The organism is Nocardia niwae NBRC 108934 = DSM 45340 (genome assembly GCF_001613465.1).
Classification (GTDB): Bacteria; Actinomycetota; Actinomycetes; order Mycobacteriales; family Mycobacteriaceae; genus Nocardia; species Nocardia niwae.
Genome location: NZ_BDCK01000058.1, coordinates 1 through 16,911, shown reverse-complemented (window position 1 = coordinate 16,911; position 16,911 = coordinate 1). Strand labels below are relative to the sequence as shown.

The 16,911-nt window shown below is 69.1% G+C and carries 18 protein-coding genes; 8 read left to right on the top strand and 10 right to left on the bottom strand.

The features are described 5' to 3' along the window. Positions 1-26: 26 nt before the first annotated feature. Positions 27-668 (bottom strand): DsbA family protein, encoded by a 642-nt coding sequence (locus tag NNI01S_RS31770; RefSeq protein ID WP_157115132.1) that lies wholly within the window; start codon positions 666-668, stop codon positions 27-29. Between the two features lie 181 nt (positions 669-849). Here NNI01S_RS31770 and NNI01S_RS31765 point away from each other — a divergent pair, with 181 nt between their 5' ends. The 4 genes from NNI01S_RS31765 to NNI01S_RS31750 all read left to right on the top strand — a co-directional run bounded on the left by NNI01S_RS31765 (position 850) and on the right by NNI01S_RS31750 (position 4,417). Next, positions 850-2,085 carry an NAD(P)/FAD-dependent oxidoreductase gene (locus tag NNI01S_RS31765; protein WP_063025057.1) on the top strand — a complete coding sequence of 412 codons (1,236 nt, stop codon included), beginning with the start codon at positions 850-852 and terminating at the stop codon, positions 2,083-2,085. A 108-nt stretch (positions 2,086-2,193) separates the two neighbouring features. Further along, complete coding sequence (locus NNI01S_RS31760; protein WP_174554532.1) at positions 2,194-2,595, top strand: YciI family protein; 402 nt, start codon at positions 2,194-2,196, stop codon at positions 2,593-2,595. Beyond that, on the top strand, positions 2,592-3,857 hold the full coding sequence (locus NNI01S_RS31755) for an RNA polymerase sigma factor (protein WP_063025053.1): 1,266 nt from the start codon (positions 2,592-2,594) through the stop codon (positions 3,855-3,857). The genes NNI01S_RS31760 and NNI01S_RS31755 overlap by 4 nt, the downstream gene beginning before the upstream one ends. 83 nt (positions 3,858-3,940) lie before the next feature. Beyond that, positions 3,941-4,417 carry an NUDIX hydrolase gene (locus tag NNI01S_RS31750; RefSeq protein ID WP_063025050.1) on the top strand — a complete coding sequence of 159 codons (477 nt, stop codon included), beginning with the start codon at positions 3,941-3,943 and terminating at the stop codon, positions 4,415-4,417. A 3-nt stretch (positions 4,418-4,420) separates the two neighbouring features. Here the strand turns inward: NNI01S_RS31750 and NNI01S_RS31745 are convergent, their stop codons facing one another. After that, positions 4,421-5,257 (bottom strand): phosphoribosylaminoimidazolesuccinocarboxamide synthase, encoded by an 837-nt coding sequence (locus NNI01S_RS31745; RefSeq protein WP_063025048.1) that lies wholly within the window; start codon positions 5,255-5,257, stop codon positions 4,421-4,423. 208 nt (positions 5,258-5,465) lie between these two features. Here NNI01S_RS31745 and pepN point away from each other — a divergent pair, with 208 nt between their 5' ends. Next, positions 5,466-8,048: an aminopeptidase N gene (gene pepN, locus NNI01S_RS31740; RefSeq protein ID WP_063025046.1), complete on the top strand. Its 2,583-nt coding sequence runs from the start codon at positions 5,466-5,468 to the stop codon at positions 8,046-8,048. A 58-nt stretch (positions 8,049-8,106) separates the two neighbouring features. Here the strand turns inward: pepN and NNI01S_RS31735 are convergent, their stop codons facing one another. The 4 genes from NNI01S_RS31735 to NNI01S_RS31720 all read right to left on the bottom strand — a co-directional run bounded on the left by NNI01S_RS31735 (position 8,107) and on the right by NNI01S_RS31720 (position 11,156). Continuing rightward, on the bottom strand, positions 8,107-8,571 hold the full coding sequence (locus NNI01S_RS31735) for a DUF5130 domain-containing protein (protein ID WP_063025044.1): 465 nt from the start codon (positions 8,569-8,571) through the stop codon (positions 8,107-8,109). Beyond that, entirely contained in the window at positions 8,558-8,836 is a 279-nt protein-coding gene (gene ctaJ, locus NNI01S_RS31730; RefSeq protein ID WP_063025042.1) for an aa3-type cytochrome oxidase subunit CtaJ, read from the bottom strand. The genes NNI01S_RS31735 and ctaJ overlap by 14 nt, the downstream gene beginning before the upstream one ends. A 105-nt stretch (positions 8,837-8,941) precedes the next feature. After that, entirely contained in the window at positions 8,942-10,546 is a 1,605-nt protein-coding gene (locus NNI01S_RS31725; RefSeq protein WP_063025040.1) for a glycoside hydrolase family 13 protein, read from the bottom strand. 205 nt (positions 10,547-10,751) lie between these two features. After that, entirely contained in the window at positions 10,752-11,156 is a 405-nt protein-coding gene (locus NNI01S_RS31720; RefSeq protein ID WP_063025035.1) for a globin, read from the bottom strand. A 243-nt stretch (positions 11,157-11,399) separates the two neighbouring features. On the opposite strand from NNI01S_RS31720, the gene NNI01S_RS31715 reads away from it, so the two are divergent. Beyond that, positions 11,400-12,104, top strand: coding sequence for an HNH endonuclease (locus NNI01S_RS31715; protein WP_174554530.1), 705 nt, complete (start codon positions 11,400-11,402; stop codon positions 12,102-12,104). Between the two features lie 4 nt (positions 12,105-12,108). On the opposite strand, the gene NNI01S_RS31710 is transcribed toward NNI01S_RS31715, so the two are convergent. Continuing rightward, complete coding sequence (locus NNI01S_RS31710; protein WP_063025031.1) at positions 12,109-12,675, bottom strand: helix-turn-helix domain-containing protein; 567 nt, start codon at positions 12,673-12,675, stop codon at positions 12,109-12,111. 317 nt (positions 12,676-12,992) lie between these two features. Here NNI01S_RS31710 and NNI01S_RS31705 point away from each other — a divergent pair, with 317 nt between their 5' ends. Continuing rightward, positions 12,993-13,688, top strand: coding sequence for an AzlC family ABC transporter permease (locus NNI01S_RS31705; protein ID WP_063025029.1), 696 nt, complete (start codon positions 12,993-12,995; stop codon positions 13,686-13,688). After that, the gene (locus NNI01S_RS31700; RefSeq protein ID WP_063025027.1) at positions 13,688-13,996 is read left to right on the top strand and encodes an AzlD domain-containing protein; all 309 of its coding nucleotides are present in this window, start codon (positions 13,688-13,690) and stop codon (positions 13,994-13,996) included. Before NNI01S_RS31705 ends, NNI01S_RS31700 begins: the two co-directional genes overlap by 1 nt. A 245-nt stretch (positions 13,997-14,241) precedes the next feature. Here NNI01S_RS31700 and NNI01S_RS31695 read toward each other — a convergent pair whose 3' ends face one another. The 3 genes from NNI01S_RS31695 to NNI01S_RS31685 form a co-directional block, all read right to left on the bottom strand. Beyond that, positions 14,242-14,907: a DUF8185 domain-containing protein gene (locus tag NNI01S_RS31695; RefSeq protein ID WP_063025025.1), complete on the bottom strand. Its 666-nt coding sequence runs from the start codon at positions 14,905-14,907 to the stop codon at positions 14,242-14,244. A gap of 48 nt (positions 14,908-14,955) precedes the next feature. Next, entirely contained in the window at positions 14,956-15,408 is a 453-nt protein-coding gene (locus NNI01S_RS31690; protein WP_063025023.1) for an acyl-CoA thioesterase, read from the bottom strand. Positions 15,409-15,416: 8 nt separating this feature from the next. Continuing rightward, positions 15,417-16,911, bottom strand: a 1,495-nt coding sequence (locus NNI01S_RS31685; RefSeq protein WP_174554528.1) for an NAD-glutamate dehydrogenase domain-containing protein, incomplete at its 5' end; no start/stop codon positions are given.

Below are 16,911 nucleotides of genomic sequence, written 5' to 3'. Positions count from 1 at the left end.
GCCGGAGCGGCGCCCGCACCCACCGCTCAGTCGAACGACGGATCCTCCGTCCGCGTGCGCTTCAGCTCGAAGAAGTGCGGGTAGGAGGCCAGCGCCACGGCGCCGTCCCAGAGCTTGCCCGCTTCCTCCCCGCGCGGGATCCGGGACAGGACCGGACCGAAGAACGCGGTCCCGTTGATGTGGATGGTCGGGGTGCCGACATCCGGCCCCACCTTGTCCATCCCCTCGTGGTGGCTCTTGCGCAGCGCCTCGTCGTAGTCGGTGCTCTCCGCGGCCGCGGCCAGCTCCGCGGGCAGGCCTGCCTCCGCGAGCGAGTCGGCGATCACGGCGGCGAGGGTCTCCTTGCGGCTCTCGCGTTCGTACTCGGCGCGCCGGTTGTGGATGCGGGTGCCCATCGCGGTGTACAGCGGCAGCAAGACCTTGTCGCCGTGCTCCTGCGCGGCGGCGATCGCGACGCGGACCGGACCCCAGCCCGTATCGAGCAGCTCCTGGTACTGCGGCGGCACATCCTTGCCCTCGTTCAGCACCGACAGGCTCATCACGTGGAACCGGGCTTCGATATCGCGCACCCGCTCGACCTCGAGGATCCAGCGGGACGTGATCCAACACCACGGGCACAGCGGGTCGAACCAGAAATCGGCGACGTCCTTGGTGGCTTCGTCGGTCACGGGCGGCTTCCTCTCGATCGCATGCGGACGGACGGCACGCACACGTGGCCGCCCTACCTCGACCAACCACGGTGGCTCCCGATTCGTTCCCGCTCGGCGCGCCGTTTTCGGGAGCCGTGCGCACGGCTGCCAGTAGGGTTGATCGGCAGGAGCTTGGTTCCCTTCGGAGAAGGAGTCCGCTATGAGTCCTGACCAGCGTTTCGTCATCGTCGGTGGCGGACTGGGCGCGGCCAAACTCGCGGAAGCGTTGCGGGCCAAGGACTTCGACGGAAGCGTGACGCTGATCGGCGCCGAGGAGCACCTGCCCTACGACCGGCCGCCGCTGTCGAAGGAGCATCTCGCCGGGAAGAAGGCGCTGCCGGAGTTCGTCGTCGTTCCCGCGCAGTGGTATCGCGACCACCACGTCGAAGTCCGTCTCGGCACCACCGTCACCGGGCTCGACACCGCAGCGAAGACGATCACCATGCCCGACGGCTCCACCCTGCCCTACGACAAGCTCGCGCTGGCCACCGGTTCGACGCCCCGGACACTGCCGGTCCCCGGCGCCGACGCGCCCAACGTATACACGTTGCGGACCATCGAGGACTCCGACACCTTGATCGAGCTGTTCGGCGGCGCGACGCGCCGGATCGTCATCATCGGAGCGGGCTGGATCGGCCTGGAGGTCGCGGCGGCGGCGCGGGCGGCGGGCGTGGAGGTCAGCATCGTCGAGCGCGCCGACCTGCCGCTGCTGGCGGCGCTGGGTCCGGAGATGGGCCAGGTGTTCGCCGACCTGCACCGCGCCAACGGCGTGGATTTCCGGTTCGGCGCCCAGCTGGAGGCGATCACCACCGAGGACGCCATCGCGACGGCGGTCGCGAACGGCGTCCGGCTCGCCGACGGCAGCACGATCGAGGCCGACGCCGTGCTGGTCGCCGTCGGCGCGCGCCCGAACGTGGACCTGGCCGCCGACGCCGGCCTCGCGGTGGACCACGGCGTGCTCGTCGACGAGCGGCTGGTCACCAGCGACCCGGACATCGTCGCGGTGGGCGACATCGCCGAGCAGCAGCATCCGGTCCTGAACCGGCGGATCCGGGTCGAGCACTGGGCCAACGCGCTCAACCAACCCGCGGTCGCCGCCGCGACCATGCTCGGCCAGGACGCCGCCTACGACCGGCTGCCCTACTTCTTCACCGACCAGTACGACCTGGGCATGGAGTACACCGGGTTCGCCGCGCCGGACGAGTACGCCAGGGTCGTCGTCCGCGGCGACGCGGCCGAGCGGGAGTTCGTGGCATTCTGGCTGGACGCCGGCAACCGCGTGCTCGCCGGGATGAACGTGAACGTCTGGGACGTGACCGACCGGATCAGGGAACTGATCCTGACGGGCGACCCGGTCGATCCCGACCGCCTGGCCGACACCACGACGCAGTTGTGATGTGTATCACTGGATAGACGTGTCGAATCCGCGCGCTGGGCTCCGACCTCTTCGCGAGCGCCACCGAGCGCTCCGCGCTACCGAACGCCGGAGGAGAGGAATCGAATCATGAAGTACATGCTGCTGAAGACCTACGGACCCACCGCGCACTGCGACACACCGATCAACGAATGGTCCCCGGAAGAGATCCAGGCGCACATAGACTTCCAGCGCGCGCTGGGTGCGCAGCTGGCCGAGGCGGGCGAGCTGGTGGACGCGCAGGGGTTGGCCGGGCCGGAGGAGGCGCGGATCGTCAGTTCGGACGGTCGATCGGCGCCGGTGGTCACCGACGGGCCTTTCCCGGAGACCAAAGAGTTCTTGGCGGGATACTGGATCGTCGACGTGGACAGCCCCGCACGGGCCTACGAGATAGCCGCCCAGGCCTCCGCCGCACCCGGCCCTGGCGGGAAACCGATCGGCGAGTACATCGAAGTTCGCGCGGTGATGGGCGCCCCCGCCACCGAGCAATGAGCGACCGGCGTGCGGTGCCCGACGACACACCGCTCCCGGCGAGCACCGAGGACCTGCTGCGCGCACTGGCGCCGCAGGTCCTCGGAACGCTCGTCCGCCGGTTCGGCGATTTCGACACCGCCGAGGACGCGCTGCAGGAAGCGCTGCTGGCGGCCGCGACCCAGTGGCCGCGCGAAGGCCTGCCGGACAATCCGCGGGCCTGGCTGGTCCAGGTCGCGCAGCGCCGCATGGCCGACGCCGTGCGCGCGGAGGCGGCCCGGCGGCGCCGGGAGACCACGGCCTTCGATCGCGAGGTGACCGACGCCGTCCCGGTGGACCACGACGACACGCTCACCATGCTGTTCCTGTGCTGCCACCCGGCGCTGTCGCCCGCCGCCGCCATCGCGCTGACGCTGCGCGCGGTGGGCGGACTCGGCACCGAACACATCGCCCGCGCCTTCCTGCTGCCGGAAGCGACGATGGCGCAACGGATCACGCGGGCGAAGAAGAAGCTGGCCACCGTCGAGCGGCCCTTCGCCCAGCCGGGTGACCGGCACTGGCGGGAACGGCTCGGCGCGGTGCTGCACGTGCTGTATCTGATCTTCAACGAGGGCCACACCAGCAGCTCGGGGCCCGCGTTGCAGCGGACCGACCTGTCCGACGAGGCGATTCGGCTCACCAGGGCCGTGCATCGGCTGCTGCCCGACGACTCCGAGGTCACCGGCCTGCTCGCGCTGATGCTGCTCACCGACGCCCGGCGCGCGGCGCGCACCGGCACGCACGGCGAACTCATCCCGCTGGCCGAACAGCATCGCGCACGCTGGAATCGGGCGCTGATCACCGAAGGGACGACGCTCGTCACCGGCACGCTCGCGGGCGGCTTGCGCGGCCCCTATCAGATCCAGGCGGCCATCGCGGTGCTGCATGCGCAGGCGCCACGGGCCGAGGACACCGAGTGGACCAAGATCCTGGCGCTGTACGAGCGGCTCGAACAGCTCTCGGACAATCCGATGGTGACGCTCAACCGGGCGGTGGCGACGGCGATGGTGTCGGGCCCGGAAGCCGGTCTCGCGCTGACCGAGACGCTCGACGACCGGCTGCCGGGTAACCACCGGCTCGACGCCGTACGCGGGCACCTGCACGAGATGGCAGGTGCGGTGGACGCGGCCATCGGTTGCTACACCAAGGCCGCCGCCCGCACGACGAGCGTTCCCGAACGCGACTATCTCACCCTCCGCGCGGCGCGGCTGCGCCGCGATGCGCGCGCGGAGCTTCCGGGGTGAGCGAGGTTTCCGGTGCCGCGGCGACGCGCCGGGCGGTAGCGGGCGAGGACGCTCGTCGATCGCGACCGGGCAGACTACGCGGTGTGGCAGGCAAACACAGTGCGGGAGTCCTTCTCTTCCGACGAAATTCGGACGGGGCGGCCGAGGTGCTGCTCGGGCACATGGGCGGTCCGTTCTGGGCGCGAAAAGACCTGGGCGCGTGGTCGATTCCGAAGGGCGAGTACGAGCCGGAGGCCGAGGACGCGCGAACCGCGGCGCGCCGCGAGTTCACCGAGGAACTCGGACTGCCGGTCCCGGACGGCGCGTGGCTGCCGCTGGGCGAGACGCGCTACAGCGGCGGCAAGAAGATCCTCACCGTCTGGGCCGTCGAAGGCGATCTCGACCCCGCCGCCGTGGTGCCGGGGACCTTCGAGCTCGAATGGCCGCCGCGTTCCGGCCGGTTCGCACGGTTCCCGGAGATCGATCGCGCGGAGTGGTTCGACGCGCCCACCGCGCGAGAGAAGCTGGTCGCGGGCCAGCGGCCCTGCCTGGACCGGCTGGCCGAGCTGCTCGCGGACTGACCGTTACCGCGGCGCGCCCGCCCAGGCCCGGCCGGTGATGAGTTCATAGGCCTCCACGTACTTCTGGCGCGTCGCGGCGACTACGTCCGCCGGGATCTCCGGGCCGGGCGCCTCCTTGTTCCAGCCCGTGGAGGTGGACCAGTCGCGGACGAACTGCTTGTCGAACGAGCGCTGTGCGCGGCCGGGCTCCCACTCGCCCGCGGGCCAGAAACGCGACGAATCGGAGGTCAGCACTTCGTCGCCGAGGGTCAGGACATCACCATCCCAGCCGAATTCGACTTTGGTGTCGGCGACGATGACGCCTCGTTCGGCGGCATGCGCGGCGCCCCGCGCGTAGATGTGCAGGGTCAGCTCGCGCAGCCGCTCGGCGACCTCGCGTCCCTCCTGGTTCACCACGTCCGCGAAGGTGATCGACTCGTCGTGCCCCTCGGACGCTTTGGTGGTCGGTGTGAAGATCGGCTCCGGCAGCTTGTCGCCCTCGCGCAGCCCCGGCGGCAGCTCGACCCCGGACACCGAGCCCGCGCGCCGGTATTCCACCAGCCCCGACCCGGTCAGGTAGCCGCGTGCGATGCACTCCACCTGGACCATCTTCAGCGGCTTGACCCGGATGCCGCGACCGGCGAACTCGGCCGGTACGTCGGTGGCGGAGACCACGTGGTTGGGCACGTCGGTGAAGTATTCGAACCACCAGTTCGACAGCTGTGTCAGCAGCGCACCCTTGTCCGGGATCGGCGTCGGCAGCACCACGTCGTACACCGACACCCGGTCGGAGGCGACCAGCAGCAGCGTGTCGCCGTCCTCGTACAGGTCACGCACCTTCCCGGCGTGCACATGCTTCAACGTCGAGCCTCCGAATCCGTGGTGGTGAACCTGCGCTGTACCAGGCACAATACCGCCGCCCCCTGGCGCGGCCGTCGCGCCGTCCGCCGTCCCGGCGCGGAGTGGCTCGCGGAATCAGGGTTTCTCGGGAAAGTCCCGCGCGGCCCGCCCCGGCGAAGTGGCATTGTGGGTGTCGTTCGTGCCAGTTCTTCGACCCCGGAGGAGCCTTATGTCCGCACCCAATCTCACTCGCGACCAGGCGATCGAACGCGCCGCGACGGTGTCGGTCGAGAACTATCGCGTCGAGCTGGACCTCACCGACGGTGCGGGTGAACCGGGCGAACAGACCTTCTTCTCCCGCAGCACCGTCACCTTCACCGCGACGCCGGGCGCGAGCACGTTCGTCGACATCGTGGCGCGCGGCGTCCGCTCCGCGGTGCTCAACGGCACCGCACTGGACGTCTCCGGCTACGACGAGTCGACCGGGATCACGCTGACCGACCTGGCCGAGCGCAACGAGCTGGTGGTGGAGGCCGACTGCGAGTACTCGAACACCGGCGAAGGCCTGCACCGGTTCGTCGACCCCGCCGACGACGCCGTGTACCTGTATTCGCAGTTCGAAACGGCCGACGCGAAGCGGATGTTCGCCTGCTTCGACCAGCCCGACCTCAAAGCCACCTTCGACCTCGTGGTCACCGCGCCGGAGGACTGGCAGGTGATCTCCAACGCCGCCGTCGTGCAGACCCTCGCCCCGGAGCCGGGCAAGCACGTCTTCCGCACCACCCCGCGGATGAGCACGTACCTGGTCGCGCTCATCGCGGGCCCGTACGCGCAGTGGACCGACGTCTACACCGACGAGCACGGCACCATCCCCCTCGGCATCTACTGCCGCGCCTCGCTGGCCGAGTACATGGACGCCGAGCGGCTGTTCACCGAGACCAAACAGGGTTTCGGCTTCTACCACCGCAATTTCGGCGTCCCGTACGCGTTCGGCAAGTACGACCAGCTGTTCGTTCCGGAGTTCAACGCGGGCGCGATGGAGAACGCGGGCGCGGTGACCTTCCTGGAGGATTACGTTTTCCGGTCCAAGGTCACCCGGGCCTCCTACGAGCGCCGTGCCGAGACGGTGCTGCACGAGATGGCGCACATGTGGTTCGGCGACCTGGTGACCATGAAGTGGTGGGACGACCTGTGGCTGAACGAGTCGTTCGCCACCTTCGCCTCGGTGCTGTGCCAGTCCGAGGCCACCGAATACACCAACGCCTGGACTACGTTCGCGAATGTGGAGAAGTCCTGGGCCTACCGGCAGGACCAGCTGCCCTCCACCCACCCGATCGCCGCGGACATCCCCGATCTGGCCGCGGTCGAGGTGAACTTCGACGGCATCACCTACGCCAAGGGCGCCAGCGTCCTGAAGCAGCTCGTCGCCTACGTCGGCCTGGAGCCGTTCCTGGCCGGTCTGCGCGCGTACTTCGCCGACCACGCCTACGGCAACGCCACGTTCGACGATCTGCTGTCGGCGCTGGAGAAGTCGTCCGGTCGGGACCTGTCCACCTGGGGCGCGCAATGGCTCAAGACCACCGGACTGAATATCGTGCGCCCGGAGTTCGAGGTCGACGACGACGGGAAGTTCAGCTCGTTCGCGGTGGTGCAGGAGGGCGCACAGCCGGGCGCGGGCGAGCGGCGTGTGCACCGTCTCGCGGTCGGCGTGTACGACGAACGGGACGGAAAGCTGGTCCGCACCGAGCGCGTCGAACTCGACCTCGACGCCGCCGAACGCACCGGGGTACCCGAGCTGGTCGGCGTGCCGCGCGGCCAGTTCGTGCTGGTCAACGACGACGACCTCACCTACTGCTCGATCCGCCTGGATGCCGATTCACTCGATGTGCTGATCAACCGCATCGCCGACATCGCGGAGCCGCTGCCGCGCACGCTGGCCTGGTCGGCGGCCTGGGAGATGACGCGCCAGGCCGAGTTCCGCGCCCGCGATTTCGTCGCGCTGGTCGAGCGGGGCGTCGGCGCCGAGAGCGAGATCGGCGTGGTGCAGCGGCTGCTGATGCAGGCCAACACCGCGCTGAGCAGCTACGCCGAACCGGAATGGGCCGCGACCACCGGCTGGCCGGAATTCGCCAATCGGCTGCTGGAGCTGGCCCGCGAGGCGGAGCCGGGCTCGGACCACCAGCTGGCCTTCGTCAATGCGCTGACCGGCGCGAAGCTGTCGGCCTGGCACACCGAGGTACTCGGCGAACTGCTCGACGGCGACCCGGCGAAGGTCGGTCTGTCCGGCCTGGTGATCGATACCGACCTGCGCTGGCGGATCGTCTCGGCCCTCGCCGCCGCGGGCGAGCTGGACGCCGAGGGTCCGGACACGCCGGTCATCGACCAGGAGCTGGCCAACGACCCCACGGCCGCGGGCAAGCGGCAGGCGGCCGCCGCGGCGACGGCGCGTCCGATCGCCGAGGTGAAGGAGCAGGCGTGGGCGACGGTGATGGGCGACGACTCGGTGCCCAACATCACCGCTCGCTCGATCGTCGGCGGTTTCGCGCCCGCGGGTCAGGGTGAGTTGCTCACTCCCTACGTGGAGCGGTACTTCGCGGAGGTGCCCGGCGTGTGGGAGCGTCGCTCCAGCGAAGTCGCCCAGACAGTGGTGGTCGGCCTCTACCCGCACTGGGCGATCAGCGAGGACGCGGTGGCCGTCGCCGACAAGTTCCTCGCCGGCGACCATCCCCCGGCGCTGCGCCGCCTGGTCAGCGAGGGCAAGGCGGGCATCGAACGCTCCCTGCGCGCCCGCGCTTTCGACGCACAGCCGTGAACGAAACCGGCGCGTCCGCCCGTACTCGGGCGGACGCGCCGGTGCGACGTTTCCCTTGTTACCTTCCGATGGCGGCGGCCATCACGCGGACTGCGGAGACCACACCGTCGATCAGCTGGCCCTGCCGGAACGAGCTCAGCGCGGCCGTGACACCGAGCTGGCAGACGCGGTCGTTCGCACGGTCGGCCACCGCCCGGCCCGAGCGCACCTCGATCGCCTTGTCGTTGGGGGAGACGGCGATGAGCACCGAATGGGCCGCCTCGGGCGTGCCGGGGAAGATCGCCTCCGCAGCCGCGGCCGGGTCCTCGCCCAGATCGCCGATGTAGACGTTGAAGCGCACCTTGGTCGCGCGGGTCGCCTCGGTGAGCACGTTGTCCATGGTCAGCCGCTCTTCATCATTGAACGGCGCTTCCTTGAACACGTCGCCCGCCTCGTGCACGCCGGAGACGCGCCCGCTGGTGGTGATCGCGTATCCGTGCGGCAAATCGGCTTCGACCACCGCGGGCCACTTAGAACCTGCCACTTGCCCGTCCTCCGATCAGCTCCACCTCGGTGGACTCGATGGCCGCATGCAGTCCATGCGGTGTTTCCGCGAAGTGGTGACCGGAGCCGATCACCTCTTCGGTGGCACTCCACAGCACCGGCTGCTGGGTCCACTTCTGGCCGAGGGCGAAGTGGACCGGCTTCTCGCCAGGCAGTGGCTTACCGAGGAACGACAATCCGGCGATCACGCCGTAGATCACCAGCGGGATGCCGGCGAAGATCAGCACTGTCTCGAGAATGCTCACGGGTCAAAGGTAGACGATCCTCTGTAGTAGTTCTCCGTCCGGTCGAGCCGGACCGCCGTCCGTGTCGGCTGCGCCCGCGCCGAGCTGGGATTTTCCCGTCGTAGCTCAGACCAGCCAGGCTGCCGCGTTCGGCGGCAGCTGGCCTCCCTCGGCCGGCGCGCTGGCCAGCAGCAGGTCTCCCGGCGGTAGCTGAATGGGCGCGTCGGAGGCGTTGAGCACGCAGACCAGTCCGCCGGGGCGGCGGAACGCGAGACAACCCGCCGGACTGCCGTACCACTCGATCCGGTCCCCGGCGAACTCCGGCCGTAGTGCGCGCAGTTCGAGCGCCAGGCGATACAGCGACAAGGTCGACCCGAGCTCCTCGAGCTGCGCCTCGACGGTCAGTGGCGCCCAGCCGGGCGGCATCGGCAGCCACGGCGTCCCGGTGGTGAACCCGAACGGCGGCGCGACGCCCTCCCACGGCAGCGGCACCCGGCATCCGTCGCGTCCGCGCTGAGTGTGCCCCGAGCGCTCCCACACCGGATCCTGCAGCACGTCGTCCGGCAGGTCGTCGACGTTGGGCAGCCCCAGCTCGGAGCCGTTGTAGAGGAACACCGCACCCGGCAGCGCCAGTTCCAGCAGAATCATCGCCCGCGCCCGAGCCACGCCGAGCGCCCCGCCGCCGTACCGGGTGACCTCCCGTTCGATGTCGTGGTTGGACAGCGTCCAGGTGGGCACGGCGAAGACCGGCGCCACGGCGGCGAGCGAGTTGTCGATCGCGTCGCGCACCGCCTCGGCGTCGAACGCCGATTCCGCGAGACGGAAGTTGAACGCCAGGTGCAGTTCGTCCGGGCGCACGTACTCGCCGAAGCGGGTGTTGTCGTTCACCCACACTTCACCGATGGTCACGGCGTCCGGATACTCGTCGACCACCTTGCGAATCCGGCGGTGGATGTCGTGCACGGCGGGATTGTTGAATCGCGGGTCGCTGTCGTCGTGCGCGAGCAGGGCCGAGACGGACAGTTCGGGCATGTCCGGCAGACCGTCGGGCTTGGCCATGCCGTGCGCGACATCGATGCGGAAACCGTCCACCCCGCGGTCGAGCCAGAACCGCAGAGTCTGCTCGAAATCGGCGGCCACCTCGGGATTCGACCAGTTCAGATCGGGCTGCTCCCGAGCGAAGATGTGCAGGTACCACTGGCCGGGCGTGCCGTCCGGTTCGGTGATTCTGGTCCAAGCCGGGCCACCGAAGATGCTCGGCCAGTTGTTCGGCGGCACGGCGCCATCGGGGCCACGGCCGTCGCGGAAGATGTATCGGTCCCGCTCCGGGCTGCCGGGAGCCGCCGCCAGCGCCGCACGGAACCATGGATGCTGGTCGCTGGTGTGATTGGGCACCAGGTCCATGGTGACCTTGATCCGGCGAGCATGCGCCTCGGCGATCAGCGCGTCCATGGCGGCGAGCCCGCCGAACAGCTGGTCGATGTCGCGCGGATCGGCAACGTCGTAGCCACCGTCGGCCATCGGCGAACGCATCACGGGGCAGATCCACAGCGCGTCGACCCCGAGCAGTTCGAGATAGCCCAGTTTGTCCCGGACTCCTCCGAGATCGCCGATCCCGTCGCCGCTCGAGTCCGCGAAGGATCTGGGGTAAACCTGGTAGAACACGGCGGACCGCCACCACGACGGGGTGGTGGGATCCGCCGGCGCCGTTAAGGCTGGTGCATCACTCACATCGCAATAGTGCCAAAGTTTCCACGGGTCAGCCCTCGGGCGATCGTACGTTTCCGATCATCGGCGATTAGCCAGCAACGCACGCTTCCGGGGTTGAAAGCGCTGCTCCACAAGGTTTCCCGCGCGCAAGGCTCGCAGCATCCGTTGGTCAGCAGCGAATCTGCCGCCACCAGAACGCGGTAGAAAACACACCGGCGCCACCAGGTCAGAAGGGGGCATTCACCAGCGAATTGGCCGCCATCTCCAGATAGTCGAGCAGCGCCTTGCGATGCTCGTCGTCGAGGATGTCGGGCTCGATCTCGGCGACCGCGATGCGCATACACCGCAACCACGCGTCCCGTTCGATCGGCCCGATGGTGAACGGCATGTGCCGCATACGCAGGCGGGGGTGGCCGCGCTCATCGGAATAGGTGCGCGGGCCGCCCCAATACTGCTCCAGGAACATGCGCAAACGACGCTCCGCCGGTCCGAGATCCTCCTCCGGATAGAGCGGGCGCAGCACCTCGTCGACGGCCACCTCGCGATAGAATGTCGCGACGAGCCGCCGGAACGTGTCCGCCCCGCCGACCGCTTCGTAGAACGACGTCGCCGTTTGCTCGCCCGAAGTCATAGACCCTCTCGATTCACCGGATGCGTCGCCGTCCATTGTGCCCGCGCCGGGACACCGCCGCCGCACCGCCCATCCGCCGCCGATCGGCAACCGGAACATCGCGCCGGAATGGCACTTCAGCCACAGTTAACCGGACATTGTCGAAAATCACCGTGCAATGCCCGACATTCCATGGTCAACTGGGGGACAGTCTCTGCTTTGCAGATACCACATGATCCTGCCAATCATGAAATCGAGGTCGAGATGAAGCAGCGACACAGCGCCCGATCACACGAGGCGCGAGCGCACCGACAACTCGAGCCCGCCGACGTCCACAATCGTGGGTCGGGGGCTACTCCGCTGCACATCTTGTCCGAACGATATCCGGGTGGACATCGTGGCCATCACGACCACGGACCCCGCCCCACCGCCCCGCCCGCAGAGGGCACGAACTGGCTCAAGAGCCGGGTGCTGCTGTTGAACGCCACCTACGAGCCGCTCACCGCTTTGTCCGCGCGCCGCGCGATCATCCTGCTCATCTGCGACAAGGCCGACGCCATTCATCACAGCGACGAAGGCCCGGTAGTGCACTCCGCCGAAACGTCGGTGGCCATTCCGTCGGTGATCCGCCTGCGCACTTATGTCCACGTCCCGTACCGCGCCCGGGTGCCGATGACTCGCGCCGCGCTCATGCACCGGGATCGCTACCGCTGCGGATACTGCGGCGGCAAGGCCGAGACCATCGACCACGTCATCCCGCGCAGCCGCGGCGGAGAACATTCCTGGGAGAACTGCGTCGCCAGCTGCGCGCCGTGCAACCATCGCAAAGCCGACAAGCTGCTCAGCGAGCTGGGCTGGACGCTGCGGGCCCCGCTGGTCTCCCCGAAGGGACCGCACTGGCGCCTGCTGTCCACCACCGCCGAACTCGACCCGGTGTGGTTGCAGTACCTCGGCGAAGGCGCCGCCTGACGGATCAGGTGTACTCCACCACCAGCGTCGCCCAGGTCGGCGAGGCCAGTGCCTCGAACACGTGCGGCCGATCACCCGGGTAGGCGATGTAGTCGCCCGGATGTAGTGCGACCGGCGCGTCGACCGGGCCGACCAACGCGCGGCCTTCGGCGAGCAGCACATGTTCGACCACACCGGCGATATGCGGATCCGATCGGCGCGCATGCCCCGGCTCCGCGGTGATGCGAAACAGGTCACGGCGGGAATTGTTCGGCCCGGCCGCCAGCAGTGTCGCCCGGTATTCCGACTGCTCGGCCGCCACCACCGGACCTTCACCGGCGCGGATCACGTGAACGTTCGGGCGCGGCGGGTCGAGCAACCGGGAGAACGGCATGTCCAGCGCGACACACAACGCCCACAGCGTCTCCAGGCTCGGGTTCCCGGCGCCCGATTCCAGTTGCGACAACGTCGATTTCGCGATGCCGGCGCGCCCTGCGACCTCGCTCAACGACAGGCCGGCCCGAGTGCGCTCACGGCGCAGTGCGGCGGCGATCACCGCCTTGGGCGCCGTCGTCGCATCCTGCTGCGTCATTTCCCGCTCCGTTGGTCTTCCCGCGCCTGCGGCCCTGGGTGCGCGCGGCTGTGCCGGCTCGGCCGCGAAGGGCACATGCCAGGTCTCGCTTCGCTGGAAACCTCAGGTCGAGCCGTGTGGTTGCACCGTGGGGTGGCGTCGCCCGGCCGTCGCCCCCGCACACTTGCGCTGCCGTGGTCCTGCTCTGTCGTTGTGTGTGGTGATTGCCGTGATTATGCCGTGAGTTCTGCCGGGGGCTCGGTGCGGGCGCTACTCGCACCGCTTGCCCGGTGGGAACGAGGTTGACGAAGTGCGGTGTCGTGTTCACTATAAGCTACATGCGTTCGATATGGCGAACACTCGATCGGGATGCGCTGCTCGGGATCGGGGCGGTCTGCCTCGCCGTCGGGGTGATCGGGATTTCCTACGGGGCGACGGCGGTCGCGGCGGGCTTTCCGGTTTGGCTGCCGGTGCTGCTCGGCTGCGTGGTGCTCGCCGGGAGTTCGGAGTTCCTGTTCCTCGGGATCGTCGCCGCCGGCGGCAGTCCCATCGCGGCGGTGCTGGCAGGACTGCTGGTGAACGCCCGGCATGTGCCATACGGGCTTTCGGTCCCCGACGCGGTCGGGGCGGGTTGGTGGCGTCCGCTCGGCGTCCATCTCATGAACGACGAGTCCGTCGCGATGACCATCGCGCAGCCCGACGCGCGACGCAGGCGCGCGGCCTACTGGATCACCGGCGCGGGGGTGCTGCTCGCCTGGCCCGGCGGCGCTGCCATCGGAGCGCTGATCGGATCGGTGGTCACCGACACGTCGGCGCTCGGACTCGACGCGGTGTTCCCCGCGGTTCTGCTCGCCTTGGTGCTGCCCGCACTGCGGGACCGGACAACCCTCGCGGCGGTGGGAGTCGGCACAGCGATCGCGCTGATCAGCGCTCCGTTCCTGCCCACAGGACTGCCGGTCCTGCTCGCCCTGGCCGGGGTGCTGGTCGCGGTGCGAAAGAAGCCCGAACCCGCGACCGTACAGGGGGCGGCGTGATGCTGGCCGCCGGAGTCGTCGCCCTCGCCGCAGGCACCTACGCGTTCCGCTGGGCCGGCCCCGCCCTGCGTGACCGAGTGCGCCTTCCGGCGCGCGTGGTGCGGCTGCTGGAAATCGGCGCCGTCGTATTGCTGACCGCACTCGTCGCCGTCACCGCCCTGCCGCTCGGCACCGCGGATCTCGGATTGGCCGTTCCCGCGGGGGTTCTGGTCGGTGGCCTCGTCGCTTGGTTCCGGCGCCCCATTCTGCTGGTCATTCTCGCGGCCGCCGCGACAACGGCATTGGTGCGCCTGCTCGGCATCTCCTGAGCGGCCGGAACTCCTCGGCGGCCCGCTTTCTCGCAGCGGCAGGCGGCGCCGTCCCCTCCTGCCGACGGCGCCGCCTGCCCCATCGATCGCTTCCGAGCAATCGTTTGCTACTGGAAGATTCGCTTCGTCAGCTACGTCTGCGAATTCCCTTGTGCACGAGACCAATCGCCATCGGCACCACCGGCTTCCACGACTGCGGAGCGCGACTCACGCGCCCCACATGCGGCTGACCGGCGCGACGGAATTCAGTGCGGCAGTAGAGGAATTCCTCCGCCCAGCCGGCGCGCGACCGAGCCGTAGCGGGCATCGAGCCGCAGCCACGTCTTGGTCGCCCGGACGCGCACGATCTCGGCGGGCGGGATCCGGCGAGGGTCTGCCTTCTCCCCCGAATGCGGGATGAAGTCCATCGCCGTGAGCGCGAAGACAACCCGCATCGGCACCTGCACCCGGGTGCCCGCGCCCGATACGGTCAGTACCGCCTGATCGAGCAGCGAGGCGGGTGGACCGTGGCCACTACCGTGTTCCTTCGCCAGCTGCGCACCCTGCTCGGCGAGTTCGACGAGGGTGCGCGCGGGCACGTCATCGACGTGCGCGAACCCGTCGGTGGGCGGCAATGCGCCACGCCACGCGGAGTCCATCGCATATCCGAGGTCGATCGGACCCCCGCTCGCCGAACCGGCCAGCACGAGATCGGCGCCGACGGTCACGTCGTCGACCCCGAGTTCGGCCACCACGGTGCGCATCGCCAGCGCCTCGAAACCCGTCGTCACCCAGGCCGCGACGTACTGCTCCCCGCGGCGGCGCAGGCGCACCACCGCCGCCGGGTCCAGCCGCACGGCCCTGGAGAGGAACGTCGCGAGATTCTCGCGCTCCGCGGGATCGGGCACATGCAACACTCGTTGTTCCGCCATCACGGCCGCTCCGCCGTCAGCACTGGACCAGCACCACCGCGCCGACGCTCACTCCATCCATTCGGACAGGTAATCACGCTCGGCGTCGGTGAGCCTGCGCAACCGCTGCGCCCGCATGTCGAACGCCGCGATCTGCGTGGAGGCCACCACGGCCGCGGGCGAATCGGGCTGCGCACCCGCGGCTCGCACCTCGTAACCGATGGTGAAGTCGACCGCGCGCAACTGCTCGATCCACATGGCGATGTCCAGGGGTGTGTCCTCGTGCCGCAGCTGGCCGCGATAGCGGACCCGCAGGTCGGCGAGGACGCAGCCCTCACGCAGCGGGGCGGTCGGGCGGCCGTCCTCGAACAGCCACGGAATCCGCGCCTCTTCCAGCAGCGTCACCATGCGGGCATGGTTGACGTGCTGGAACACGTCCATGTCCGACCACCTGACGTCCACCTTGGCGTGGAAACGCCTGGGCAGCACGAGACTGCCCGACGCCTTCCCGCTGCCGCTCACCGAACTCGTCAACGTGGTACCTCCGATTGAGCGCCCACCCCGCTCACCATGCTCCGCACTTGCCGCGCTGCAACCGACAACGTGGCGAGATCGTGGGTTCCGGACTCGAACAATTCCGACAGTGCCGCCCTGGCTCGGCCGAGGCGGGACTGATTCTTCGACTCCCAGTATGCAATCTTCTCGTCCGCCGTCTCCTCGGGGTCACCGCCGGAGAGCACGTCGAGGGTGAGCGAGCGCAGCGACCCGTACATGTCGTCGCGCAGCGCGAGCCGCGCCAGCGCATGCCAGCGGTCACCGCGTTCGAGGTGGCTGACCGCCTGCAGCAGCCAGTCGATCTTGAGATGATCATTGAGCGCGTAGTACAGCGACCCGACCTCGTCACCGTCCCGGTCGGTGATGTCGGCGATGTCGACGATGTCCAGCAGCGGGAACAGGTGCAGCAGGCCGAAGACCTCGGTGGCCAGGTCGGTCGGGGCGCCGCGGGCGATCAACTCGGCGGACCGGTCGGTGAGTGTGAACACGTGGTGTCCACGCAGCCACCCCGGCACCTTCGGGGCGAGTTCGCGCACGTCGGCGCGGTACCGGCTGATCTCCGAGCCCACCGCGATCGGCTGCGGCCGGTTGCTCAGCAACCACCTGGACGCTCGGTCCAGCGTGCGCTTCGTCTCCAGTTCGAGCAGGTCGCGCACCGCCGTGGGCGCGTCGCACGCACGGATGCGCGTCCACATCTGGTGCAGGTCGAAGATTCCGCTGGCGGCGGCGAAGGCGCGCACCGCATCAGTGGTGGTAGCGCCTACCTCCTCGTTCAACCGATGCGCGTAGGTGATGCCGCCGAAGTCCACCATCTCGTTGGCGATCATGGTGGTGACGATCTCCCGGCGCAGCCGGTGCCGCTTGATCGCGGCGCCGAAACGGTCGCGCAGCGGCGTGGGGAAGTAATCCGGCAGTCGCGTGGCGAAGTACTGGCTGTCGGGCAGGTCGGAATCGAGCAGATCGGCCTTGAGCGACAACTTCACGTGGGCCATCAGGTTGGCCAGCTCGGGCGAGGCCAGTCCCGAGCCTTCCTCCAGCCTGTGCTTGATCTCCTGCTCCGAGGGCAGCGCCTCGAGTTCGCGATCCAGGCCGCGCCGCTGTTCGAGATCCTCGATCAGCCGCATCTGCACGCTCAGCATCTGCGTCGCCTCGGTGCGCGAGATGCCCATGAGGAAGTTCTGCGACACGTTGTCCCGCAGGACCATCTGCGCGACCTCGTCGGTCATCGAGGCCAGCAGCGGATTGCGCTCGTCCGGCGGCAGTTGACCGCCGGAGACCACGGCGTCGAGCAGGATCTTGATGTTGACCTCGTGGTCGGAGCAGTCCACGCCCGCCGAGTTGTCCAGCGCGTCGGTGTTCATCTTGCCGCCGTTGCGGCAGAACTCGATCCGGCCCAGCGCTGTCGCGCCCAGGTTGCCGCCCTCACCGATCACCTTGACCCGCAACTGGTTCCCGTTGACGCGAACCGGG